This is a genomic window from Variovorax boronicumulans (assembly GCF_019352895.1).
Classification (GTDB): Bacteria; Pseudomonadota; Gammaproteobacteria; order Burkholderiales; family Burkholderiaceae_C; genus Variovorax; species Variovorax boronicumulans_A.
Map to the genome: position 1 here is coordinate 37,428 of NZ_JAAAFX010000004.1, position 21,908 is coordinate 59,335.

The window sequence follows — 21,908 nt, forward strand, 5'->3', positions numbered from 1 at the left end:
CGTGCCGCGCCGCTGAAAGCCCTCAATAGGGCCGGCTCGCGGTCGGATTCAGCAGGTGACGACGCAGATTGGCATCGCCCGCAAAGCGCCCGGTGATGTCCAGGATGCGCGCCACTTCGGCCGGCGTGTTGTAGCCGCCGAAAGACAGTCGCACGGCCCCCGTGTCCAGCAGGTTGGACACCACCCCTTCCATGTAGAAGTACTTGCGCAGCGCGAACGACTCCGGGTGGCGCAGGCAGACGATGGAGCTGTTCTCGCCCTCGACGTCCGACGAGAGCAGCTCATAGCCCTGGGCGCGCAGGCCGCTGTCGAGCTGTGCGCCCAAACCCAGCACCCAGGGCGCCAGCCGATCGATGCGAGCCCGCTCGATCATCAACAGCGCTGGTGCCAGACCATAGACCGCGGGGTAGTTGATGTTGCCCCCCTCCAGGATGCGCGCATCGCCACCGGCGCCGGAGTCCAGCTGCCAGTCGGCGACGTTGCGCTTGACCTTGTTGACGACCGACGCACCGAGGAACGCGGGCTCCAGCTCCGCCAGCAACGCCGGCGACAGATGAAGGAACCCCAGACCCAGCGGGCCCAGCAGCGGCTTGTAGGCACCGCAGGCCAGCGCATCGACGCCCCAGCCCTGCACGTCGATCGGCAACAGGCCCACCGCCTGGATGCCATCGACCACCAGTCGGATGCCGCGTTCGCGGCAACGCGCACCCAGTGCCTGGATATCGGCACGCACGCCGGTGCTGTACTGCACATAGGACACCGCGATCAGCCGCGTCCTGTCGTCGACCCGTGCCCACAACGCGCCCAGCGTCACATGCCGGTCTTGCGTGGCGGCCACGCGGACCTCGACGCCGCGCCGGCGCAGATGGAGCCAGGGCACCACGTTCACGGGATGCTCCTGGTCGTCGATGACCATGTTGTCGCCTTCGCGCCAAGGGAAGCCCTGGGCCACGATGTTCAGGCCCTCGGTGGTGTTCTTGGTGAAAGCCACGTGCCGCGCGTTGCCGCCGATGAGCCGTGCGATCTGCACGCGCACGCCTTCAGCCGTGGCCAGCCATTCGGGCTTGTCCGCGCGTGCGTGCGTCACGCCACTGAAAAAATCCTGGATCGCTTGGCTGACACGGGGCGACAGCGGGCTGCTGTAGGCCTGGCATGCGTAGATTTTTTCCTGTGTGATGGGGAAGTTATCCCGGAACGCCTGCTGCCAATCCATGTCGGTACTGCCTTGTTGTGTCCGACGGATTCTAGAAATTCGCTGGCACGCTCAGCGCATAAGCATGGTTGAAATCCTTCTGAGCAAATGGCTCGGCGCTTTCTAGAATTTCGCCTCACAGCGCCCGGCGCCCGGCGCCCGCCCCTGACCCCTGCCACGTTCGTGCGGTCCGGAGCATCGATGGGCCCGCGCCGTGGATGCGCGCTCCGAGCCGCATGCGCGCACCGTGCGCGCCTCACTCTTCCACCTGGACCTCTCTTTCATGCGCTTGAATTCCTCCACGCCCCTGCTTCGCGGCGCTGCCGTCTTCGCGCTCGCGGCGTGCACCGCGATGCTCGTCCATGCCGGCCCCACGGTCGACGCCATCAAGAAACGCGGCCAGCTGGTCTGCGGCGTGAGCCAGGGCTCGGCCGGCCTCTCGCTGGCTGACAGCCAGGGCAAGTGGAGCGGCCTCGACGTCGACATCTGCAAGGCCCTGGCAGCGGCCGTGCTGGGCTCGCCCGACAAGGTGCGCTATGTGCCGCTCAGTTCGCAGCAGCGCTTTCCCGCACTGGTCTCGGGCGAGATCGACGTGCTCAGCCGCAATACCACCGTTACCTCGGGCCGCGATGCCGGCCAGCCTTATGTCTCCACTGCCGTGGTCTTCTACGACGGCCAAGGCTTCCTGGTGCCGCGCAAGCTGGGCGTCAAGAGCGCGACCCAGCTCAACGGCGCGCAGGTCTGCGTCCAGCCCGGCACCAACAACGAACAGAACCTGGTGGACTGGTTCGCGGCCCACAAGCTGAAGTACCGGCCGGTCGTGATCGAAAACCTGGTCGAGCTCGAGAAGGCCTTCTACGCCGGACGTTGCGACGTCTACCTGTCCGACGCTTCGACGCTCGCGGCCAGTCGCGCGGCGCGCGCCGCCAAGGCCGACGACTACGTGATCCTGCCCGAGCGCGTCAACAAGTCGCCGCTCAGCCCCTGGGTCCGGCGCGAAGACGGCAACTGGGCCGACATCGTGACCTGGACCGTGCATGCCGTGGTCGCCGCCGAAGAGCTGGGCCTGACCTCGGCCAACGTGGACAGCTTCCTGGAGAGCAAGGACCCGCAGATCCGCCGGCTGCTCGGTACCGACCCGGGCATCGGCAAGAACTTCCAGCTGGAAGAACGCTGGGCCTACCAGGTCATCAAGTCCGTCGGCAACTACGGCGAAATCTGGGATCGCAACGTCGGGCCCCGCACGCCGCTCAAGCTCGAACGAGGGCAGAACGCGCAGTGGAACAAGGGCGGCCTGCTCTACGCACCGCCCTTCCAGTAATCCGTCGGGCGCGTCGCCTGCACATTCTCCCGGTTCCCCGGTCCTTCGTCCGCGTCGGGGAACCTTCCTCGTCTTCAGGCCAGCGCGCCGACCCGACCGCTCGAACACCCTGGGGCGGTGATCGCGTCGCACTTCGACCTTCCCGTGCATCGCCGTGCCTGATTTCAGTTTCCTGTTCGAACACGCCGGTTTCCAGATCGCCGAAAGTCTGCTCGACGCGGGCCCCGCAGACACCTACCTTCACCTGCTGCTCGCCGGCCTGGTCAACACCGCGACCGTGGTGGCCGTGGCCCTTCCGCTGGCCACGCTGCTCGGGCTGGTGGTGGGGCTGCTGCGCCTGACACGGCATCCCCTGCTCTATCGCGCCATGGCCCTCCTCGTGGAGCCCGTGCGCAACACACCGGTCCTGCTTCAGCTGTTCGTCTGGTACGCGTTGCTGCTGAGCCTGCCGGAGGTGCGCGAAGCCTGGCAGCCGCTGCCCGGCGTCTTCATCTCCAACCGGGGCCTGGCATTGCCGATGGTCCAGGGCACGGGAGCCTATGCCGGGTTGCTGGGCGCGCTGGCGGTGTCGGCGGTCGCGCTGTGGCTGCTGCCTTTGCCCGCCCATGGCGCATGGCAGGCGCTGGGCCGTGTGCGGCAGCGCATGCGCTGGCCGATGCTCGTCGCCCTGCTGCTGTGGGCGGGCTGGCGCCTCGCCTCCTTGCCGGGCCTGGTGGTCGAGGTGCCCGAATTCTCCGGCCTCGGCCTGGCGGGCGGCTGGGGCCTGAGCCCCGAGTTCACCGCGCTGGTGCTGGGCCTGACGGTGTTCCACGCCATCTACATCTCCGACATCGTGCGCGCCGCCGTGCTGGCCGTCCCCACGGGGCAGATCGACGCCGCCCATGCACTCGGCATGCGCCTGCCCGGCGTGGCGAGCGCGGCGGTCTATCCCTATGCGGCCCGGGCCGCCCTGCCGCCCTTCGCCAATCAGTGCCTGATGCTGCTGAAGAACAGCACGTTGGCGATCGCCATCGGTTATCAGGAACTGACGGCCATCGTTAACACGACCATCACCCAGACCGGCCGCGCACTCGAAGGCATGGCCCTGGCCGCCGCATGCTATCTCGCCGCCAGTGGCGTGATGGCCCTGGTCCTGGCGCGCTACAACGCACGGGTGACCCGGCAAGGCATCGAGGGGGCGGGAACGAGCCGCCTGGGCCAGCGGCTGGGCGTGCCTGCGTTGACGGCGCAGGCCTTGTGGCACGGCCCGTCGCGAGCCCTGCTCAGCGCGGTGCTGGCGGTGCTGGGCGTGTGGGCGCTTTGGGCCGGCGTACGCTGGGCCCTGCTGTCGGCGGTGTGGACCGGCGGTGCGCAAGCCTGCGAGCAGGCACAGGGTGCTTGCTGGGTGGCTGTCTCGGCGAATTGGCAGCTGCTGATGTTCGGCACGATGGCGCCCCAGCAGCGCCCCGCCGCACTCCTGGCCATCGTGGGGGTGGTCGCCGGCGTCGGCCTCGCCTTCGTGCCGCACCTGGGCTTGCGCTCGCGCGTCGCAGGGGCAGTCGCGGCCTGGCTGCTGGCGGGACTCGTGCTGGCCGGCGTGTTCGTCGGCGCGCCGCCCGTGTTGCCGGTCCAGTGGGGCGGGGTGCTGGTGACCGTGGTGATGTCGGTCGCATCGATCGCGCTGGCGCTGCCGCTGGCGGTGCTGCTCATGCTGATGCGCCGCAGCCAGCAGGGCTGGCTCCGCGCGCCGGCCGTGCTGCTGATCGAAGCCGTGCGGGCCGTGCCCCTGATCACGCAGTTGCTGCTCGTGTCTTTCCTGATCCCCGTCTGGTGGGGCGGCGACTGGTCGGCTTCGAAGTTCCAGCTGGCGCTTGCAGCGCTGGTTCTGCATACCGCCTGTTTGCTGGCCGAAGTCCTGCGCGGGGCGTTGCAGGCCGTGCCCGCCAGTCAGACCACGAGCGCCATGGCGTTGGGCATGCGGCCTGCCGCGGTGCTGTGGTCGGTGCTGCTGCCGCAAGCCCGGCGCATCGCCGCACCCGCTGCGCTGGGCGTGTTCGTCGGCGCCGTCAAGGACACCTCCCTGGTCACCGTGATCGGCGTGTTCGATGTATTGAGCGCGGCCAAGGCCGCGGTGGCCGATCCGACCTGGCGCCCCTACCATGTCGAGCTCTATGCGGCGGTAGCGCTCTTCTATTTCCTCATCTGCCTCGGCCTGTCACGCCTGGCCGAGCGCATGCGTCGGCAAGGCAGCGGCACGCTGGACCCCTGAACTCCGCGCTGCCCATCGCATTCATCGAACACGTTCGTACGACGGATGGCCCGCAGTGCCGTCGCATGCGTTTGCTCGCGACGGCGGCGTCGATCCATTGCGATCGCTTCAACGCCGGGCCGGAAGGAGGCGATCCGGCTCGCCGACCGCTTCAAGCGCTGCGGGCCACCGGGCCTTGGCGTTCGTCCCGGTGCCGGCCTGTTCAGCCCCTGCCCTCACACCCCATGGACGCCCGCGGTGCTGCGCTTCAATTGCCCGCGGACTTCGCCGCCGGGCCAGGCGCGGGTCGAGACGCTAACGTACCAGAGACCGGCCAGGAGGTCGGCCACCTGGGCCTGCGTCAACCTGCTCCTGCCGGTCAGCTCATAGCCTGCGTCGGCGTCCGTGCCGCGCTGCTCGGCCTGGCCGTGCGGCGGCAACTGGACGGCCAGCGGGCCGTTGCGGCCCTTGGCGGCAGGGCCATAAAAGCCGGCGAGCGTCGCCGGTCCGCTCAGGCGTGCGTAGTTCACGCGCCACGTGAACTCGCCGGTGGCCAGTGTCAACGTTCCGAACATGGAACCGCCGGCATTGCCGGTGCGACGCGGAACCACCTCCTCGGTCCCGATCCAGCAATCGATCGTGACCCATTCCGGCGGATCGCGCGGCACGGCCACGGCCTTGTCCGATGATCCGATCCCCGAGACCAGCGCGCAGCCCGAGGCGGCCAGTGCCGACAGCGCGGCAGCGCAAAGGACGGTTCTTCGTCGGAGTGTTCGGCGTACGGGTTCGAGCATGGCAGACGGCGGCCGGATGAAAGCGCACAGCGCGGGTCTTCACGATAGCCGATGTGGACGGCCCGTGCCGTGGTGCGCGTCTTCTCACGCTGGCCGCGCGCCGATGCCGGACCGCCGCATTCAGGAAGCGATCCGTTGTTCCGGCTGGTCCACCCGGGCCCCCACGAGATCGTAGACGCCGGCCACGTGGATCGCGCGCTTGAGGGCTTCGATCTGGGCCACCGCCTGGAATTTGGCAGTGAAGCTGGCCGGGCTCCTCAACACCAGGAAGTCCTGCGCGCTGCGGAGCTCCCAGATCCAGCATGTCTTCGACTCGGGAATGACGACAAATCTCACGGCCTGCGCTCCGCGCTCGTTCCTGCGGCTGCGCGCAGGCACCATGCGTGCGCAACAGGACCCTGCAGTAGTAATTCGCATTATAGATACGCAGCGATGCCGGCGCCGTCGGACTGGCGACGCGGTGCGCGGACACGCTCGCTCCCCACCGAAGTGCGCGGGCACGGTATCGAGAACCGGGGCCGAAGCGCCGGTCTCACGGTGGGTTCGCACCGTTCAGTGAGGTGCCTCGGCAGCGCATCCACACGGTCAAGCAGGACGCGACCGACCGGTCGGCCAACGCCCTGGCGCACCGCTCCTGACCGACATGGCAGTGACTTGAAGCTGCGCTAGCATCGCGCCCCTCTCCTGACAACGGTCGGGCAGGTTCTATCGGGACGATGGCGAAATGGCGTTGCACAAGAGGTTTCCGGGGTTGAGATGCGCATGCGAGCCGGTCTCGGCCGATCGCATGGAACGCAGCTTCTGGATGAGGCTGCTCCCCGGCATCAGGGCCTACCGCTGCCGCACCTGCGGCACGGATTTCCTAGCGTCCAAACGAGCGATGGATGCGCTGGTGATCGCACAGCGTCAACACGCTTTCGAGAGCCGACGCGGAGCCCGCTGAAACGCGAGGGCCTGGCCGCCGGAGGCACTGCCCGGGGCCTGCGTCTTGACATTCATCCTCTAATGCAACATCATGAGTTGCATGATATTTGAAGAACTGCCGACGCGCACCGTCGAGCATCGCATGCGCATGCGCATGCCGTCGCAAGGAGAAGCCCCATGACACCGTTCTCCGACCCGAGCCTCGTCTCGCGCTACGCCGAGAAGACCGCGAGGATCGTCCCCGGCGTGCAGGACCTTCACCGGATGGCCAGTGTGTTGCTGGCGGAACATGCCTCCGCCGATGCACGGGTGCTGGTGCTCGGCGCCGGCGGCGGGCTCGAACTGAAGGCCTTTGCCGAACTGCAGCCGGGCTGGCAATTCGATGGAGTGGACCCTTCGGCGGAGATGCTCGCGCTGGCGCGCACCGCGCTGGGCCCCCTCGCCTCGCGCGTGCGCTTCCACGAGGGCTACATCGACAGCGCCCCCGAGGGGCCCTTCGACGCGGCGACCTGTCTTCTCACGCTGCACTTCCTGCCGGCAGCCGAGCGCCGCACGACATTGGGCGAGATCCATCGCCGGCTGCGGCCCGGTGCGCCCTTCGTCGTCGCGCATCACAGCTTTCCCAACGAAGGTCCCGCACAGGACCGCTGGCTCGCGCGCAACGCCGCCTATGCGATCGCCTCCGGCGTGCCTGCGGCACAGGCCGAGAGCAGCATCGCGGCCATCAAGGAACGCTTGCCCGTGCTGTCGCCGGAGCAGGACGTGGCGCTGCTGCACGAGGCAGGATTCTCGAACGTCGAGTTGTTCTACGCGGGACTCACCTTCAAGGGGTGGACGGCCCGCAAGGCCTGACATTGCGGCACGGCCGATCGCGCAACGAAGGCGATCGCGTGCCGCGGTGTCGGCCCGCCCTCATGCGGGCCATCGTTCGCGCGCCTTCAAGGCCGCCTGCCGTGCGGCCGCGATCGCGGGGTTGCGGCGCTCGCGCACCTTGTTCGTCAACGCCGCACCGGCCAAGGCCGGCGTGCCGGCGTCGAAGGGTGGCGCCGCGAGCATGCACAGCGGACAGTGCAGTGCGTTGGCCGACAGCTCATGCACGCCGTCGTCGGTGTGCAGCACCCACTTCGCGGCACCCTGGTTCGTGCACACGAGTTCCATGCTTTGCGGATGCACGATCGGCGCGGCCACCGCCACACCCAGCGCCAGCACGAAGCACAGCAACACCCAACGGACCCACACCGCCGAACGCTGTCGGAAGGCGGTGTGGACAGGGGCGGGCGCGGGCATCGGCGCGGATTATCACGCGCTCGACGGTGGGCCGGCGCACGCGGGCTGGCGCCTCGCGCCGGTGAAGATCGAGACCGTTGCGGCTGCGGCATCCATGTTTCCAAAGCGCTCAAGGGCCGCGCATCGTGCCCAGGACGGCTAGGATGGCCGGGTGCCGAGCCTCGTCCCAGGCCCCGAAAGCCAGGCTGCCAGATGACCAGCCAGAGGCAGCCTCTTCACAAAGATCCGAAGCGCTGGCTGCGGATCTAAAAACACTATTATTTGATGATGAAAATCGCCACCTGCTTTTTCAATTGGTGGCTCACGAAGTGTCAGGCAGGATCAAACGGCAGCGCAAGTCGTTGATTTTTCTGGGAAGTTGGGTTCGACAAGAACCTGCATGTGTCACGATGGCGCATGTTCCTTGGGTAGCTAGGTGGGTAGCTAGACTGCCCAGCTACCCACCCTTCCAGAAATGCCGAAACTCAGCCACCTCCTCTCCGACCTCCAGATCAAGCGCTGGATGGCCCGCGGCGAATCCGTCGCGAAGTCCGACGGCGACGGCCTGACGTTCACCCTCTCGAAGAGCGGCACGGCGAGTTGGGTGCTGCGCTACCGCCAGGGTGGCGGCGTCAGGAAGGAAGTGACGATCGGCAACTACCCCGACCTGTCGCTGGCCGGCGCGCGCGAAGAAGCGCGCTCACTGCGCGCCGCGGTCGACAAGGGCGTCGACCCGGCGGCCGTGAAGCAGGAACGGAAGACGCGCGCGGCGGCCGCCTGGACGATGAACGACCTCATCGCCGACTACCGCGAGAAGGCGCTGCTGCCCACCAGGTACGCGCTCCCCACGATCGCCTACCGTAACGCTGACATCAACAACTTGATCGCGCCGAAGCTGGGCGCGCGCCGAGTGGACCAGGTGACCAGCATGGACGTCGTCACTGTGCTGAAGGAGTGCGACTGGACCTGGACGATGACGAAGAGAGCGCTGACCACGGCCTCCAAGCTGTTCGATCACGCCTGCGGCCTCACCATCATCCCGATCAACCCTTGCGCCGGCATCAAGCTGACGGCCATGAAGGGGCCGCGGCCGCCGGTGCGCAAGCGCCTGATGCTCGCCATCGAGGAGCTGAAGGTGATCCTGACGGGTATCGACTTCATCGGCCGCGAGAACGCGCTGGCGTTCCGGATCCTGCTGGCCACGTGCGTGCGGGGCGTAGAGCTGGTGAAGGCGAAGAAGGCGCACCTCGACCTCGAGCGCGGGACCTGGTGGGTGCCGGACGATTCCGTGAAGACGCGCAGCGGTTTCCTGGTCCCACTGGCGCCCGCCGTGGTCGAGTGGTTCCGCGAGCTGATCGACATCTCAGGCGATTCCGCTTACGTGCTGCCGGCTCGCCGCGGCGACCGAGTGCTCGCGCTCGGCGACGTGCCTGTGGGCCGCACCACGCTCTGGGCAGCCTTCAATCGCGCCTTCGTGCGGGGCGACATCGACATTCGCCGGTTCACGCCGCACGACACGCGCAGTACGGCCAAGGGCCACCTGCGGAACCTGGGTGTGTCGCGCGAGATCTCCGAGATCGCCCTGAACCACAAGCTCAAGGGCATGGAGGGCATCTACGACGTGCGCGAAGAGATCCCGGAGCGCCGGCACGCCCTCAAGGTCTGGGCCGACTTCCTCGTGGCCTGCGAATCAGGCCAACCGCCGCCGAGCGGCAATGTAGTCCCGATGAAACGGGCAGCCTAGCAGTCCCAGGGAGGGGTTGCAGAAGGGACAATTCCCTATGCTCCGCCACCTCGCCGCCCTGCTGCTCGCCCTCCCCATCGCTTCCGCCGCCGCGCCGCCGACCAGCACCTGCCTCGTGGTTCGCATTGCTGACGGCGACACGCTCACCGCGCGCTGCGGCATGCCGGGCGACTACCAGCAGGTCAAGGTGCGCCTGGCCGAGATCGATGCACCGGAGAAGGCCCAGCCGTTTGGCGAGCGCAGCCGGCAGGCCCTGGCCGCGATGTGCGCCGGCGAGCAGGCGGTGCTGCGGCCGACGGTCACGGACCGCTACGGCCGGACCGTGGCGCGTGTGGAGTGCCGCGGCAAGGACGCCAACGCCGAGCTCGTGCGCACCGGCATGGCCTGGGCCTACACGCGATACCAGACTGATCCGCAGTTCCCGCAGCTCGAGCACCAGGCTCGCGCGGCGCGGGCGGGGCTGTGGGTGGCGCTGGGCACGGCGGCCGAGCCGGTGCCGCCGTGGGAGTGGCGCAAGGCCAAGCGCGGGAACTGAGCGCGCGGCGCTATGCGGCTTCGGTGACCGGCCCGGCCTCGTACACCTCAGTCGGCGCCAGCGGCATCAGGCCGCGGGCCTGCGCCCCCAGTTCCCGCCGAAGCTGTACTGAGGACCGAGCCGCCCCACAACGCAAAAAGAGCCCCCAGCGCCGAAGCGCCAGGGGCTGGTGGGAATGTGGTGCGCGCTCAGCGCGACGGAACGCTACTGGGCGTCGGGCTGGAGGCTGTCGTAGGCCCGCTCGCAGCCGGCGGCCCGGATGCCGCGCTGGTCAGCCGTTGCTGCGAAGACTTCCGCCAGGCGGTCAGCCCCTGCAAGCACGTCGGCAAGCACTCCGATGGGGTCGCCTCCAGGGACTGCCGAAGCTGCGGGGCAAGCCGGGGAACGCCGGCGGGCAGCGTCGGCGGCGAGCTGGGCGGCGTCGTGCAGGCTGCCGCCAGCGCGGCGAGCATCAGCGAGATCGCCCGCAAGGGCAGCGAGTTGGGTTTGTGCACGGGAGGCCTCCAGGTCCATGACGCTCTGGCGTCGGGAAAATTCATCGCGCTGCGCCTTCATGGCCAGGCGCAGGGATTCGGCGTCGGTGGCGCGCTGCTCGGCGGCCTCCTGCTTCAGGCCGGTGATGCGCACCGTCTGCGCACCCAGCGCGGCCAGCAGCACCGCGACCAGCAGCAGCTTCCAGTTCGCCAGCAGTAGGCGGCCGGCGGCGATCATGCGAGCGCTCGATAGGCGTTCCGCAGGCGCCCGTCGTAGTTGTGGGCGGCATAGTCGGCTCCGTTGTAGAGCCTGGCGAACGTGGCCCAATCCCGGGCCTTTAGCGCGCGCTGCATCGCGCCGGCTCGGTCGTTCTTCAGGAACGACACGAAGGCGTCGAGCTGCTTGCCCTCGCTGGCGTACATGGCGTTGATGAAGCCCTGCAGCGTCATGAAGCCCGCCGTCTGATGGTTGAAGCCCATGATCTGGAACTTGCCCCAGGACGCCGACTCGAGCGCGGCCGTGCGGTCGAGGGCCGCGGCTTCTGCGAGGCGCCCGTGCTGCGCCGAGGTGGGGCCGTAGCCGCCTCGCGTGGGATTCGAGATCTGCGGGTGCGTTGCGTCGAATCGGCCCTGCGTGCGCCGGCTGAACACGTGGCGCTCGAACAGGATGGTCGGCTCACCGCTGGCCAGGAACCCTCCGTTCGGTGCCTCGATCTGGGCTACCGCCTTGATGCTCGGCACATCGACGCCCAGTGCATCGGCTGCGCGGGAGAAATCGTCGGGCACAAGTGTCTTCATGGTTCGCTCCCGTCTTCGTTTCGCAGATCTCCCGGTCGCGTCTTGTCGTTCGGCAGCGTCGAGGGCTCGCCGCGCCAGTGCTTCACGGCGATGGCCAGCACGTAGAACGCCAGAGCTGCGGACATGAAGAGCCCGCCTTCGCTGACCCAGCCCTGTCGAATGACGCGGCACGCCGTGGCGAAGGCACCGATCGCGATGGCAGCGAGCGCGAACCGCTCGGCGGTCGTGTCCTTCACCGTCGGCGAGAACACCGCGACGGTAGCGCCGAGGCCGACGATGCCCCAGCAGATGACGGAGAGCACCGCGTGCGCAGTGATGATGTAGGCGTTCATTTCGGAGCTCCTGATCTGCGTTGCAGCCAGTCGAGCGCGATCTGCCAGAGCGCACCTACCGGCGTGGTCTGAATCCACTCCCAGGCGCGCGACATGATCGCCATGCCGAACAGGCCGAGCAGGAACCCCGTGAGGCCCTCAGGAAGCCCGATGCGCTGGGAGAGCCAGGCGGTGCCGAAGTAGCTGAGCACCGAGCCGGCAGCAGCCATGAAGAGGCGCTCGGGCCACGAGCCTTGCAGGAACCGCATCGACACGACGGCACCGGCCACACCCGCGAGCTTTGCGGCCCAGGCATCGAAGTTCACATCGGCAGGGTTCATCGGCATCGGGGGCCTCTGAAATGGTGGTCAGTCATGGGTACCTTTCAGGCATGAAAAAACCCGCCGAAGCGGGTTTGCGTAGGGGCTGCATAGAACTCATGGGGCGGCAAATATCAAGGCGTTGGAGGTCGCCCCCGTGTCTGCGGTGGGGTCGATAGTGCTTGTCATGGTTCCGGAAGTGCTCTCGCCAGAGGCGATGCTGCTAGTGAAGATTCCCATGCGGTTCTCGGCAATAAGCGGTGTGCTTCTTATGGCCCAGCCGGGAGCCGACAGACCCGTGACGCTCCCTCCACTGGCAGCCAAAGTGAGAGAGCCGACCGCCATTGCGAGCCTGCCATTTCCTGCGGAGGATATTGAGGGAAAGGCGATCGAGTTGATCGTCGACGAGTCGAGGGAGGCAGTGGACTGAGACTCGGCGGCCGGCGTGCCCGTTGACCCCGCGATGGCGATAATCTGGCCGATGATTCGGCCGGATGCCGCTTGCGTGAAAGTGACCGCTCCGCCGCCCTCAACGCCCGTGGCGGCCTTCGTATAGACATGGGTGTACTGCGTGACTCCCGAGGCTGAGGCAGGCCCGGCGTTAGAGACCAGCGTCCATCCCGAAGGAGGGTCGAAAGCCGCGGCCGACCGTCGCATGATCACGGCGACGAGTAGGTCACCGTCCAGGGCTCCTAGTGGCACTTTGGGAGCGACAGTCGTATCCGCCGCGCGGATGATCATCGCCCCGGCGTCGCGAAACGTGACCACGCCAGCGCCGCTAGAAAATGGGGCGGCAAGGCCCAGAACTCCCGGGAGCGGCATCATGTCGAAGTGTCTCCGCAGAAGCGATAGGCCGCCGCCGTACCTGAACCATTGGTGCTCACGTAGAGGCCAGCCATCGCGCCATTGCCGGCCAGCTTTGTGTGGCTCTGCCGATTCTTGATGCTGGCGCCATCAGCTGCCGTCACTGCCACCTGACCTGCACCGTCCTGGACAAGTGTGCAGGTGAACCCAATAGGCAAGTCGTTTGGCAGCGTGAGGGTGATTGCAGAAGCATTGGCCAACTCGACAATCTTCCCGGTGTCCGACGCCTGCAGCGTGTAAGTCGTTCCGGTCTGACGGTTGACGCTCCCCTTGTAGCCGCTCATCGCATCAGCATCAGAGATAACGACGCCACTTGCTTGCAACGTCTTGCCTCCGGTGCCGTCGAAGCGCGGGAGCGTGTTGTCGGTCGAGGATGCCGGACCAACTACATCACCGGTTCCTGCGAGCGTGCCGTACTCCAGTGCCGTCCCGCCCGAATTGACCTTCAAGACCTGGTTAGCGGTTCCGAGACCCAGTCGGGACGGTGCAGCCACACCGCTCGTAACAGTGCCCCCAACAATGATGTCGCCGACTGCCGTCATCGGATTGGCCATACCCCCACCTGCCGCCGCCGCACCATATGCCTCTCGATAGTCGGCCCAGCTGAACACCGAATCCGAAGAAGCCACGACAGAGTACAGGCGCATGAAGCCTGCGGTGTTGTTCCAATTGGTGGTGGTCGTGGCTGCTGTAACCACCCCGGTGGAGCGATCCGCCACGATGTAGTTTGTGACACTGGGAGCGAGTGTTACCCCGCCTGGCAGGACCTCGTTCCCGAATGCCCGGCCGCCGTAGTAGGTCCAGCCCAAGCCGCTGGAACTGAAAGCGTCCATCCCGAAAACGCCAGCAGGCGATACAGCTTGGAAGTTCTGATTGACGATCGCGTTGGCACCGGCGGCTTCGTAGACCGGCTGTAGTTGAGTGCTCATATGAGGCCCTGGTTCGGTTGGTATGGAATGCCGCGCCCTACGGTGGCGCTCAGCTGATAGATGCGATACGGGATGGGCCCGGAGGCGGTGTAGCCATCTGCCAGCACCTCGCCAGCCGAATACGTCGCCGTGGGCGCGTAGGCGCGAATCACGCGCACGATCCTGGTGTAAAAGAAGTCGTTGTAGATGACCACCTCATAGGCTTCGCTACCTTCCCCCAGCGGCACGATGCCTCGCTGCCAGTTCGTCTGCATGCGTGTGCGTCTGTCCCAGGTCCACACCACCGCGCCCGAGACCGAACGCCGACGAACGTTGACGGGGCTAAAAGGACGCAAGCCGTAGCCGGTGCTTTCGGCGGTAGCCGAATCCACCGTCGATGCGCTGCGGCCAACACTCACGCCGCGATAGAACTTGGTGCTTCCAATGCCGCCAGCCTCAAGGCTCACATGCAACATCCCCGCGTTGTTCAGCAGGACGAAGCGGTCGCCGACCTGGTGGTGATATGCCACCTGCTCGGTGCCACGCAACCCGCGGAGCAACCCAGTCAGCAGATAGCGGCCATTCCCAAGCGGCGTCGCCTCTCGGAACTGGAAGACTTCCCACAGGGCATCAGGGAACCCGTTGACCTCATAGCTCACGCTGAGAGCGGCCACATTAGCGCCACCCACAATCATGGCCTCCCATGTCGCGCTATGCAGTTCGCCGGATCCAACATTCACGACCAGCTGCGTCGTGTTATCGACAAAACCGAAGCCCACAGCAGGGCCAACATAGGCGCTCTCTGAGAATCCTATCGTCGCCGAACGCGTGACCGACCCTCGTGGCTCAAGAACAGAATCGGCGTCGCCGACTAGCAACGTGGAGCCCCGGTAGCCCGTCGATCCCAGCGCCTGCAAGGCCACGTAAACCCCAGCGTCATCATCGGCGTCGCGCAGAATCGGCATGCCCTCCATGACGACGACACGCGTCGGGGGCGGCAAAGGCGCGACCTCCTGCCCGCGACGCCCCGCGCCGCCCACAGCGGTCTGGGCGTAAAGCTCAGCATCAGCAGGCACCATCTCCACCTCAATCAGCGCTCCTGTGTCCGTCGCTTGCACCCACCGCCAATCCGACAGATTTCCACGCGGGTACTCCACCGTGGTCACATCACCCGCACTGACGTAGGCGTCCTTGCGCGACAGCTTCACGCTGCGACGGTTCCGGTCGTTGTGGTTGTCGTAGAGGATTCGATGCGCCGCGGTGGCAGCCTGATCGGCCGACATGGCGATCGCGATCTCGACGCTGTAGTCGACGGTCGCGCCCGTCACCTGGCGGCGAGCAATCTCGGTCGAGGTCTGGTAGTCGAAATCCGGGTTGATGTAGCTGACGGTGACGCTTCGGTATAGCTCCGTCTCGTTGGCCCGCGTGAGCGGCATCGGATCCCCAGGCTCCGAACCTTCCTCAACGCAGCCCAGTTCGTCGTAGCCGATCGTCGACACCGATGCCTTATCCGATCGGCTGAAGAAACTCAGCTTTCCATCTTCATCCGCGGCGTCGATGGCAAAGGCCGTCATCAATGGCTGAATTCCAGCGCGCGCGCTTGCCGGGTTGCTGATTGTGTAGCCATGGACGAAGTGCTCAATACCGCTCACACCGATTTGCGCTTGCGAAAGCCCGGCGCGCATGCATTCTTCTTCTACGATCGCACTGACATCTACAGCTCTAGGCGTGAGACTCTGGTACTGGATCAGAGAATACTCTGCGGGAACTGCGACAAACCCCGAATCGTTCGGCCCCACAAGAGCACCAGTTTCGCTGGCCCACATCGTCGACGGTACAAAAGACGGAGTCGTCGGCCCCGCAGTAGTCGCTAGCTCGGACCATGTGTTTCCGATGCTGAAAATCGTGTAGCTCACGGCATCGATCCTGTACCTTAGGAACGCTGGAGTCCCTGCGTTGAACTGTGCATACGCTGTATCCGATGGAGCGTGAGCTTGGGGGCCCAGAAGATCGCTGGAAACCTCTAGATCATCGTTAAACGTGACCATTCGAAGCCGTCCGTCGAGCCACAGGATCACTTGCAGCATTCCCCTGCCGAAACCGATCTGAGCCACCTGCGCCAACTCACCGTAGCTCTGGAGCGGAATCACACTCGAACCGCCCCGCAGGACAACGACCGAACTCGTGTCTTCTCCCACGATCCCCACGGCATAGGAGCCCGTCATCTGGTCATGTGCCGCGATCGTGCCTGGTCCACCATAGTGGTTTTCCAAGCCAATCGGCATCCTTCCTTCAAAGATCGTTGACATGCCGCCTTCCAAACTCACGGCATAGAAGTACTGAGTTTCTGGAAACTTGAAATCTGGAATCAGCGCCTCTGGGCTCGCTGATCTCGAGTTGATTGGAGTTGCAATGAACGCTCCATTGCTATGAAGAGGGACGATGATCTCGTTCACCTTGCCGCTCCAGGCAGGGCCGACGTTCCACACGCTAAGATTGCGCCCGGTCAGCGTCCGGGTTTGGTTGTAGTGCCAGATCAAGTCACTCTTGATCACAGCCGTCGCTTGCTGGAAATCTCCAGTGCGAGGCGCGCTACCGTAAGCCTTCAAATCTACGGATGCAACAGGATCAACGCATAGCTCGAACGAGAACTGCGGTACGCGTCCACCAGGACACTCCACGTTGTTCATGACGACGGACACAACGCCTCGATAGGCGAGCACGTTCCCTACGCCGTAACGAGCCTCCTCAGTCGGGTCTGGTAGTTGATTTTCTCCGCCGGCGTAGACGATGAGTGAAGCGGCCGGATTCTCCGCACTCGCCAATGCAGATCCTACGGATGTGCCAAGGCTCGCGTCGTAAATCAGCTTTCCATCCTTCCAGATCTTCCTCACGGCATAGCTCGCTCCTTCGCGCGCCTCGCAAAGCAGCGTTCGAATATTGACATAGTAGCGGTACGTAGTGGACTCGACTCCACCTCCACCCTTCCCCTGGCTCTCCGTCGTAGAGACTTCCATTTTGTCGGTTGATTCGATGACGTTCCCGCCCAGACGCACCGTACCCCAGACCCTGGGGATACCCGAGCCTTCAGTGCTGACCGTGACCTTCTGGTCATCGATACGCGGCCCCTCCACCTTCTGCGCCGGCGTGAGTGCACTGCCCACGAGCGAGCCGACCACGAAACCCAGTTGTGGATACCCGAAGTAAGAGCCGACGACGAAGCCGACCGCGCCGAGCGCCTGCTGCATGCTCATGCGGTGACTCCTGGAAAGCGGAAAGTGCCGATCAACGACGCGCCGTGACTGCGCAGCCAGTCATCGGAGAACCGATGCTCGACGACTTGCGGGGGCTTCTTGCCATCGACCCGCTGCGAGAAGGCGTGAATCAGCGACAGGCCGCCATACAGGTAGTCGCCGAAGATGCCGATGTGGCGGTTCGATCCGAAGGCCATGACAGCGATGTCGCCGGGCCGCGCCGCGCCGAATGCGATCGGCAGCAGGTGCTCGCGGCACTGCTCGAGCATCGACTCGTCAGCCGCCTGGCGCGCATAGTCGCGCGTGTCGAAGTCGGTGATGCCCAAGGCATGCGCAACGAGCAGGACGAGACCGAGGCAGTCCATCCCCTCGCGGCTGCGGCCCTGATGCCTCCAGCGGCACCCCAGGTGCGTGCGCGCCTCTGCGACGATCTCGGAGCCGGTCACAGGTTCGTTCCTTCGGTGCCGCCCAGGCCGAGTACGCGATCTGCACCTGGGATATTGGGGAACCCGCGGTAGTTCAAGACATTCACCCACTTTGACCGGCAGTCTTCCGCGAGGCGCTTGCGGCAGCCGGGCACAGCCTCATAGGTCATGCCTACCTCGGGGTTCCGCGACAGAGGCAGGACGAGCGAGAACACACCGGCAGAAAAGCTGTCGATTTCCATCTCCTCGCCGGTCATAGGGCCGCCTGTGACACGAAACAGGCCGGCGCCGAAGTAGTCAGAAGGCTCGGCGCGTGACGAATCGGCGATGGTTCGGCGGTTCGTCACGCCAGTGACAGCCCCGGCCACCGTGATGGGCGTGAGATTCACCTTGCACCGGTCATCGCCGAACTGCGCCGTGCAGTTCTTCGTGACGACCTTGCCGTTGGTCTGCTGCAGGGCCTGGGCAATGCCGCGCATCTCTGCAGTGAACGCGCTTCGGCCGACCTTGAGATCGCCCAGCGTGCCGCTGCCGATGACCATGTGGCCCATGGAGAGGTCTCGGTAGTTGACCTCGAAGATGGTGTAGCGGCACCCATCCCAGAGACCGGACAGGAACTCGGCTTCAGTTGCGAGGTCTTCGGAGAGCGTGCCTGTGGCCTCGGAGTTCGTGACGGCGGCGCCGACCTGCTGGGAGATGGCCGTCGGGTTGATGCCGTCCTTCGTGCGGTACACCTCACCGAGGTACAGAAGATCGCGCGAGCAGGTTGTGACCGTGACGATCTCGCCGTCGGTTCTCTCGAAGCGCCACTGCCGAGAGATCGTGGTCGAGCCCTGCGCGTAGTGGGCGCGCAGCTCAGGGGAACATGCCTTCATGTCAGGCCTCTCGGATTTCGATGAGATTGATCGTCGGCCCAGAGACCAAGCGATCGTCGAGGTCGCCTGGCCGCACGAGATCCCAATCCATGTTGTCGTCGGCGAACTGCACGGGCACGTAGAAGGAGCCTGCCCAAGTCAGCGCCTCGTCGGGCTGCGGGTACTTGTGGCCCTGGCCTGCGGCGGTGATCGTCTTGCCGGTGGTGTTCGTGGCGAGGGTGTAGACCGCGCCGGTCAGCGCGGTTACCGTGTGGCTCCTTCCGTTGAGCAACGCGGCGTCGGCGCCGGCGATCCCCTGAAGCCAGAGCCGGCCGCCGACGAGCACCCCAATGGAACTGCTTAGCGTGACCTGAGTGCTCGCCCCTACCGCAACCGCAGTCACGGTGCGCGTCGCATCAGGGACGAAGGTCGCGTAGACCGGACCAGCGCTCAGGGCAGCATTGCCGGCAGCGGTGCCGAGCGTGACGGGGGCCCCGCCGCGGAACAGCAAGGGCGTCCCGTTCGGTCGCGTGACGGTACGAGCGCGTGTGCGCGTCGAACTCGCCGCTTTCTTGAACTGGCGCAGGCCGTAGAGCGGCGTGCCATTGCCGAAGCCAGGCGCCCCAAACTCGACGCCGGACATATAGCCCTGTAGGCCGCTGTCGGCAACGGTCACGACCGAGTCCTTCGGGTCTTCGAGCAACATCCCGAACGCGCCTGCATCCGTGATCTCGTAGAGGCCTTCGATCTCGGACCAGTAGTTGAGCGGCATGGGTTTGATGCCGATCGCATACTCACGCATGGTGGCATCACGCACGACATTGGCGCTCGCGTACCCGCCTTGGTTCGACGTGCGATCGTTCTGCCGCGTTTGGCGTCCAGCGACGCCAGCCATGATCACGCAGTTGGGCACGATCACATCGTCTAGAACTTGGATGGTCATGCGTTCCTCTGCGCTCGCTGAATGACACGGCTTGCCTGTAGGGCCGCCTGATCGGTGGTCTTTCGATCCGTGCCCGCGGCGAAACTCTGCTGGATCACGACCGAGACGCCGCCGCCGCCCGTGCGCGGGTTCGGATCAATGTTTCCACGCTGCTTTCCCATCATGAGGAAGCTGCGCCCGTTCACATCAAGCATTTCAGGACGGTTCTCTGCGACCTCATAGAGGCCGCCTGCGTTTACACCACCGCCTATCGCTTTCCCGCCACCGAAGATGCCGGACAGCAGACCACCAACATTGAAACCACTTCCGCTTGCGCCACTGAAGAGCTGCTTGAACAGATCCTTGGCGATCAGATTGGTGAGCTCACTGAAGATGGTCGTCGTGAAGCTCTTGAACGCCTCCGATGCCGACTTGGTGCCAGTGATGAAGTCGGCGAAAGCGCCCCCCGCTGCATCCGAGAACATGTTGTTGAACTTGTCGGCCAGGGGGTCGGCGGACGCCGCTAGCGAGTCGAGGGCTAGCCGCGCCTGCTCCGCCTGAAGGATGAGCGCCGGGTTGCCGGAGGCGCGCGCAATGGCTTCCTGCGCCTCGACGATCGTCTTCATCTGAGCGACCGCTGCCTTGCGCGCTTCACCCAGCTTGGCGAGCGACTCGAGTTCGCCGGTAGCGCCGAGCTGGCGCGACAGACCGATGCGATCTTCCTCGATCTGCAAGCGGGCGGTGATCTGGCTCGCGGACGTCGCCTCCTGGTTGTACTTGGACTGGGCGATCGTCTGCTGCTTGAGCGTCTCGATCAGCTTCTGGCCGGCGGTGTCGTTCTGGGCGATGGACCTGGCCAGAAGGTCGCGATACTGGATCTCGACGCGCAGCGCGGCCGCGGCACCGCTGTCGCCGGACATCTCCAGCAGCGATGCACGCACGCCGTCGAGCGAGTCCTTGTACTGGCGCAGCGCCTGCGCCTTCTTGAACGACTGCTCGAGCGCCGTCTCGCCGGCCGCGCGCTGGAGCTTCGCCTCCTCGTCGATCAACGCATTGATCTTTCCCTGGGCATCCGCGCGCTCCGTGTCCTTCTTGGCCGCGGCCTTGTACTTCTCCAGCGCCTCGATCTGCTGGTCGATCAGCGCGACTTCCTTGGTCGTGGCTTCTTCCTGATTCGCCAGGCGCGCTGCGTAATAGTCCTCGATCGAAACGAGGTTCTCGCCGTAATACAGGTCGATGATCTTGTTGCGCGACTGCAGCAGCTCCTGCTCCTGCTTGATGGCGCGCTGGTACTCCTTGAGCTGGTTGTCGAGGAGCTTTTTGGTGGGGTCGTCCTTGGAGCCGCCCGACTTCGCAGCCTTCGGGTTGAACCCATCGAGCGAGGGTTTCGATGCCCCGGCATCCAGCCGCCGCGGATCGACGGCAGCGAAGCGCGCACGCTTGATGCCTGCCAGTTGCTCGTCGAACTTCTGCACGTAGGTCTTGCCGTCCGACTCGCCGATCTGAGCGACCTTACGCCCCATCGCATCGAGGCCATACCGGGAGCGGAAATCCTCCCCCACCTTCCGGCCGCCAGAGAAATCGCCGGAGGCATACTTCCCCAGCGCCTCAGCGCTTGAGCCGACGAAGTCGACCAGCACCTTCAACTCCTTGGTTGACTGCGTGATGTAGTCGATCAGGCCAGCGAGCGAACGACCAGCACCTTCAGCGAACCGCTCGACACCCGTGCTGGAGCCCAGATCCGACACGCCGCCGCCAAGGCTCACGACGTCATTGAGTGCCGTCTTCAGTACGCCGCTGAACGCGGTCATCGCGTCAATTGACTGGACTACAAAGAGCTGGATGACTGATTCGACCTCAGATCGGAGTCGAGCTTGCGCCTTCTGGTGTGCGTCGATGGCCGCGATCTGTTCGTTTGTCAGACGGATCTGCGTCTGCCCAGCATCGGCCAGATCGTTCAGGAACGGGATCAGATCGGCGCCGGATTTCCCTAGAAGAGCTACCGCTACAGCAGTCTTCCCAGCGCCGTTCTCGAAGCCTGCCAGGGCTTGGGCCACCTCCTCCAACTGCTTGGTCGGCGTGAGCGCCTTGAAGTCTTTGAGGTTCAAGCCGAGCGCCGCCAGCGCCTTCCCTGCGTTCTTGGTTTCGTCGCCGGTCCCGCTCAGGGTCGCAGTCAACTTCACTGAGGCCGCAGCCACCGAGTCCAAGGAAACGCCGCTCAAGTCGGATGCCAGCTTCAGGCCTTGAACAGCCGACGCTGTGTCGCCGATCTTCTCGCTCAGCCCCTGGAAGCTAGCGATCTGATCGACCTGGCGGCCCAGGTACGCAACTGCCTGGCCGGCAAGGTCCATCCCTTTGGTGAACGCTTCCACTTCAAGATAGGCCCTGCGCAGCGCGCCGCCAATGCGCTCACCGAACGCGCGCGCATCCTTCTCAGCCTTCGTCAGGCCACGGGTGTAGTCGGCAGCATCAAGCCCCAACATGACCGTCAACGCGCCCAGGTTTGCAGCCATTTATTTCTCTCGGGTCATGGTTGGGGCAAAGCCGAAGAAATCGGCCGCTTCGTCTTCGGGCACCTCGACCTCGTCGGCGTGCTCGAACAGGTAGTCGGTGAGCTGCACATTCTTTGCGCCGCCCATGGTCTGGTCGATCAGCATCGCGATCCGCGCCAGCTGCAGAGATGCGCGGCGGCTCGGCAGCAGGCGCTTCGCGGCGTAATGCTGGTAGAGCACCAGGTCGCGCATCGGCAGCCTGGCGGCCAGCTCATGGGCCGGCA

21 protein-coding genes are annotated in these 21,908 nt (G+C 65.5%); 5 read left to right on the plus strand and 16 right to left on the minus strand.

The features are described from left to right. Window positions 1-22: 22 nt before the first annotated feature. The gene (locus K0H49_RS01730; RefSeq protein WP_219209429.1) at window positions 23-1,213 is read right to left on the minus strand and encodes an aminotransferase class V-fold PLP-dependent enzyme; all 1,191 of its coding nucleotides are present in this window, start codon (window positions 1,211-1,213) and stop codon (window positions 23-25) included. Window positions 1,214-1,475: 262 nt separating this feature from the next. Here K0H49_RS01730 and K0H49_RS01735 point away from each other — a divergent pair, with 262 nt between their 5' ends. After that, complete coding sequence (locus tag K0H49_RS01735) at window positions 1,476-2,513, plus strand: amino acid ABC transporter substrate-binding protein (RefSeq protein ID WP_219209430.1); 1,038 nt, start codon at window positions 1,476-1,478, stop codon at window positions 2,511-2,513. Between the two features lie 154 nt (window positions 2,514-2,667). Continuing rightward, window positions 2,668-4,761, plus strand: a complete 2,094-nt coding sequence (locus tag K0H49_RS30935; RefSeq protein WP_219209431.1) for an ABC transporter permease subunit — start codon at window positions 2,668-2,670, stop codon at window positions 4,759-4,761. A gap of 215 nt (window positions 4,762-4,976) precedes the next feature. Here the strand turns inward: K0H49_RS30935 and K0H49_RS01745 are convergent, their stop codons facing one another. Further along, window positions 4,977-5,534: a CHRD domain-containing protein gene (locus K0H49_RS01745; RefSeq protein ID WP_219209432.1), complete on the minus strand. Its 558-nt coding sequence runs from the start codon at window positions 5,532-5,534 to the stop codon at window positions 4,977-4,979. Window positions 5,535-5,654: 120 nt separating this feature from the next. Continuing rightward, window positions 5,655-5,870: a hypothetical protein gene (locus tag K0H49_RS01750; RefSeq protein ID WP_219209433.1), complete on the minus strand. Its 216-nt coding sequence runs from the start codon at window positions 5,868-5,870 to the stop codon at window positions 5,655-5,657. A 765-nt stretch (window positions 5,871-6,635) separates the two neighbouring features. On the opposite strand from K0H49_RS01750, the gene K0H49_RS01755 reads away from it, so the two are divergent. Next, entirely contained in the window at window positions 6,636-7,310 is a 675-nt protein-coding gene (locus tag K0H49_RS01755) for a class I SAM-dependent methyltransferase (protein ID WP_219209434.1), read from the plus strand. Between the two features lie 60 nt (window positions 7,311-7,370). Here K0H49_RS01755 and K0H49_RS01760 read toward each other — a convergent pair whose 3' ends face one another. Next, a complete protein-coding gene (locus K0H49_RS01760; protein ID WP_219209435.1) occupies window positions 7,371-7,745 on the minus strand; it encodes a hypothetical protein in 375 nt (124 codons plus the stop codon). A gap of 454 nt (window positions 7,746-8,199) precedes the next feature. Here K0H49_RS01760 and K0H49_RS01765 point away from each other — a divergent pair, with 454 nt between their 5' ends. After that, window positions 8,200-9,468 (plus strand): tyrosine-type recombinase/integrase, encoded by a 1,269-nt coding sequence (locus K0H49_RS01765; RefSeq protein WP_219209436.1) that lies wholly within the window; start codon window positions 8,200-8,202, stop codon window positions 9,466-9,468. 37 nt (window positions 9,469-9,505) lie between these two features. Continuing rightward, the gene (locus K0H49_RS01770) at window positions 9,506-10,003 is read left to right on the plus strand and encodes a thermonuclease family protein (protein ID WP_219209437.1); all 498 of its coding nucleotides are present in this window, start codon (window positions 9,506-9,508) and stop codon (window positions 10,001-10,003) included. Between the two features lie 204 nt (window positions 10,004-10,207). Here the strand turns inward: K0H49_RS01770 and K0H49_RS01775 are convergent, their stop codons facing one another. The 12 genes from K0H49_RS01775 to K0H49_RS01830 form a co-directional block, all read right to left on the minus strand. Beyond that, window positions 10,208-10,714, minus strand: coding sequence for a DUF2514 family protein (locus K0H49_RS01775; protein ID WP_219209438.1), 507 nt, complete (start codon window positions 10,712-10,714; stop codon window positions 10,208-10,210). Further along, window positions 10,711-11,274: an N-acetylmuramidase family protein gene (locus K0H49_RS01780; RefSeq protein WP_219209439.1), complete on the minus strand. Its 564-nt coding sequence runs from the start codon at window positions 11,272-11,274 to the stop codon at window positions 10,711-10,713. The genes K0H49_RS01775 and K0H49_RS01780 overlap by 4 nt, the downstream gene beginning before the upstream one ends. After that, window positions 11,271-11,606: a hypothetical protein gene (locus tag K0H49_RS01785; protein ID WP_219209440.1), complete on the minus strand. Its 336-nt coding sequence runs from the start codon at window positions 11,604-11,606 to the stop codon at window positions 11,271-11,273. Before K0H49_RS01785 ends, K0H49_RS01780 begins: the two co-directional genes overlap by 4 nt. Then, a complete protein-coding gene (locus tag K0H49_RS01790; protein WP_257624556.1) occupies window positions 11,603-11,932 on the minus strand; it encodes a hypothetical protein in 330 nt (109 codons plus the stop codon). Before K0H49_RS01790 ends, K0H49_RS01785 begins: the two co-directional genes overlap by 4 nt. 90 nt (window positions 11,933-12,022) lie before the next feature. Continuing rightward, window positions 12,023-12,730 carry a hypothetical protein gene (locus tag K0H49_RS01795; protein WP_219209441.1) on the minus strand — a complete coding sequence of 236 codons (708 nt, stop codon included), beginning with the start codon at window positions 12,728-12,730 and terminating at the stop codon, window positions 12,023-12,025. Next, entirely contained in the window at window positions 12,727-13,698 is a 972-nt protein-coding gene (locus tag K0H49_RS01800) for a hypothetical protein (RefSeq protein ID WP_219209442.1), read from the minus strand. The genes K0H49_RS01795 and K0H49_RS01800 overlap by 4 nt, the downstream gene beginning before the upstream one ends. After that, window positions 13,695-16,931 carry a phage tail protein gene (locus tag K0H49_RS01805; protein WP_219209443.1) on the minus strand — a complete coding sequence of 1,079 codons (3,237 nt, stop codon included), beginning with the start codon at window positions 16,929-16,931 and terminating at the stop codon, window positions 13,695-13,697. Before K0H49_RS01805 ends, K0H49_RS01800 begins: the two co-directional genes overlap by 4 nt. Beyond that, entirely contained in the window at window positions 16,928-17,377 is a 450-nt protein-coding gene (locus K0H49_RS01810; RefSeq protein WP_219209444.1) for a C40 family peptidase, read from the minus strand. Before K0H49_RS01810 ends, K0H49_RS01805 begins: the two co-directional genes overlap by 4 nt. Then, window positions 17,374-18,231, minus strand: coding sequence for a DUF2163 domain-containing protein (locus K0H49_RS01815; protein ID WP_219209445.1), 858 nt, complete (start codon window positions 18,229-18,231; stop codon window positions 17,374-17,376). The genes K0H49_RS01810 and K0H49_RS01815 overlap by 4 nt, the downstream gene beginning before the upstream one ends. A 1-nt stretch (window position 18,232) precedes the next feature. Further along, the gene (locus tag K0H49_RS01820; protein ID WP_219209446.1) at window positions 18,233-19,153 is read right to left on the minus strand and encodes a hypothetical protein; all 921 of its coding nucleotides are present in this window, start codon (window positions 19,151-19,153) and stop codon (window positions 18,233-18,235) included. Then, complete coding sequence (locus tag K0H49_RS01825) at window positions 19,150-21,645, minus strand: hypothetical protein (RefSeq protein WP_219209447.1); 2,496 nt, start codon at window positions 21,643-21,645, stop codon at window positions 19,150-19,152. The genes K0H49_RS01820 and K0H49_RS01825 overlap by 4 nt, the downstream gene beginning before the upstream one ends. Further along, window positions 21,646-21,876, minus strand: a complete 231-nt coding sequence (locus K0H49_RS01830) for a hypothetical protein (protein WP_219209448.1) — start codon at window positions 21,874-21,876, stop codon at window positions 21,646-21,648. Window positions 21,877-21,908: the final 32 nt, after the last annotated feature.

Coding starts and splice junctions, on each gene's coding strand:
- K0H49_RS01805 (WP_219209443.1), bottom strand. CDS start 16,931: ATGAGCATGCAGCAGGCGCTCGGCGCGGTCGGCTTCGTCGTCGGCTCT.
- K0H49_RS01800 (WP_219209442.1), bottom strand. CDS start 13,698: ATGAGCACTCAACTACAGCCGGTCTACGAAGCCGCCGGTGCCAACGCG.
- K0H49_RS01730 (WP_219209429.1), bottom strand. CDS start 1,213: ATGGATTGGCAGCAGGCGTTCCGGGATAACTTCCCCATCACACAGGAA.
- K0H49_RS01785 (WP_219209440.1), bottom strand. CDS start 11,606: ATGAACGCCTACATCATCACTGCGCACGCGGTGCTCTCCGTCATCTGC.
- K0H49_RS01795 (WP_219209441.1), bottom strand. CDS start 12,730: ATGATGCCGCTCCCGGGAGTTCTGGGCCTTGCCGCCCCATTTTCTAGC.
- K0H49_RS01755 (WP_219209434.1), top strand. CDS start 6,636: ATGACACCGTTCTCCGACCCGAGCCTCGTCTCGCGCTACGCCGAGAAG.
- K0H49_RS01760 (WP_219209435.1), bottom strand. CDS start 7,745: ATGCCCGCGCCCGCCCCTGTCCACACCGCCTTCCGACAGCGTTCGGCG.
- K0H49_RS01825 (WP_219209447.1), bottom strand. CDS start 21,645: ATGGCTGCAAACCTGGGCGCGTTGACGGTCATGTTGGGGCTTGATGCT.
- K0H49_RS01775 (WP_219209438.1), bottom strand. CDS start 10,714: ATGATCGCCGCCGGCCGCCTACTGCTGGCGAACTGGAAGCTGCTGCTG.
- K0H49_RS01820 (WP_219209446.1), bottom strand. CDS start 19,153: ATGACCATCCAAGTTCTAGACGATGTGATCGTGCCCAACTGCGTGATC.
- K0H49_RS01770 (WP_219209437.1), top strand. CDS start 9,506: ATGCTCCGCCACCTCGCCGCCCTGCTGCTCGCCCTCCCCATCGCTTCC.
- K0H49_RS01745 (WP_219209432.1), bottom strand. CDS start 5,534: ATGCTCGAACCCGTACGCCGAACACTCCGACGAAGAACCGTCCTTTGC.
- K0H49_RS01735 (WP_219209430.1), top strand. CDS start 1,476: ATGCGCTTGAATTCCTCCACGCCCCTGCTTCGCGGCGCTGCCGTCTTC.
- K0H49_RS01830 (WP_219209448.1), bottom strand. CDS start 21,876: ATGCGCGACCTGGTGCTCTACCAGCATTACGCCGCGAAGCGCCTGCTG.
- K0H49_RS01790 (WP_257624556.1), bottom strand. CDS start 11,932: ATGCCGATGAACCCTGCCGATGTGAACTTCGATGCCTGGGCCGCAAAG.
- K0H49_RS01815 (WP_219209445.1), bottom strand. CDS start 18,231: ATGAAGGCATGTTCCCCTGAGCTGCGCGCCCACTACGCGCAGGGCTCG.
- K0H49_RS01765 (WP_219209436.1), top strand. CDS start 8,200: ATGCCGAAACTCAGCCACCTCCTCTCCGACCTCCAGATCAAGCGCTGG.
- K0H49_RS01780 (WP_219209439.1), bottom strand. CDS start 11,274: ATGAAGACACTTGTGCCCGACGATTTCTCCCGCGCAGCCGATGCACTG.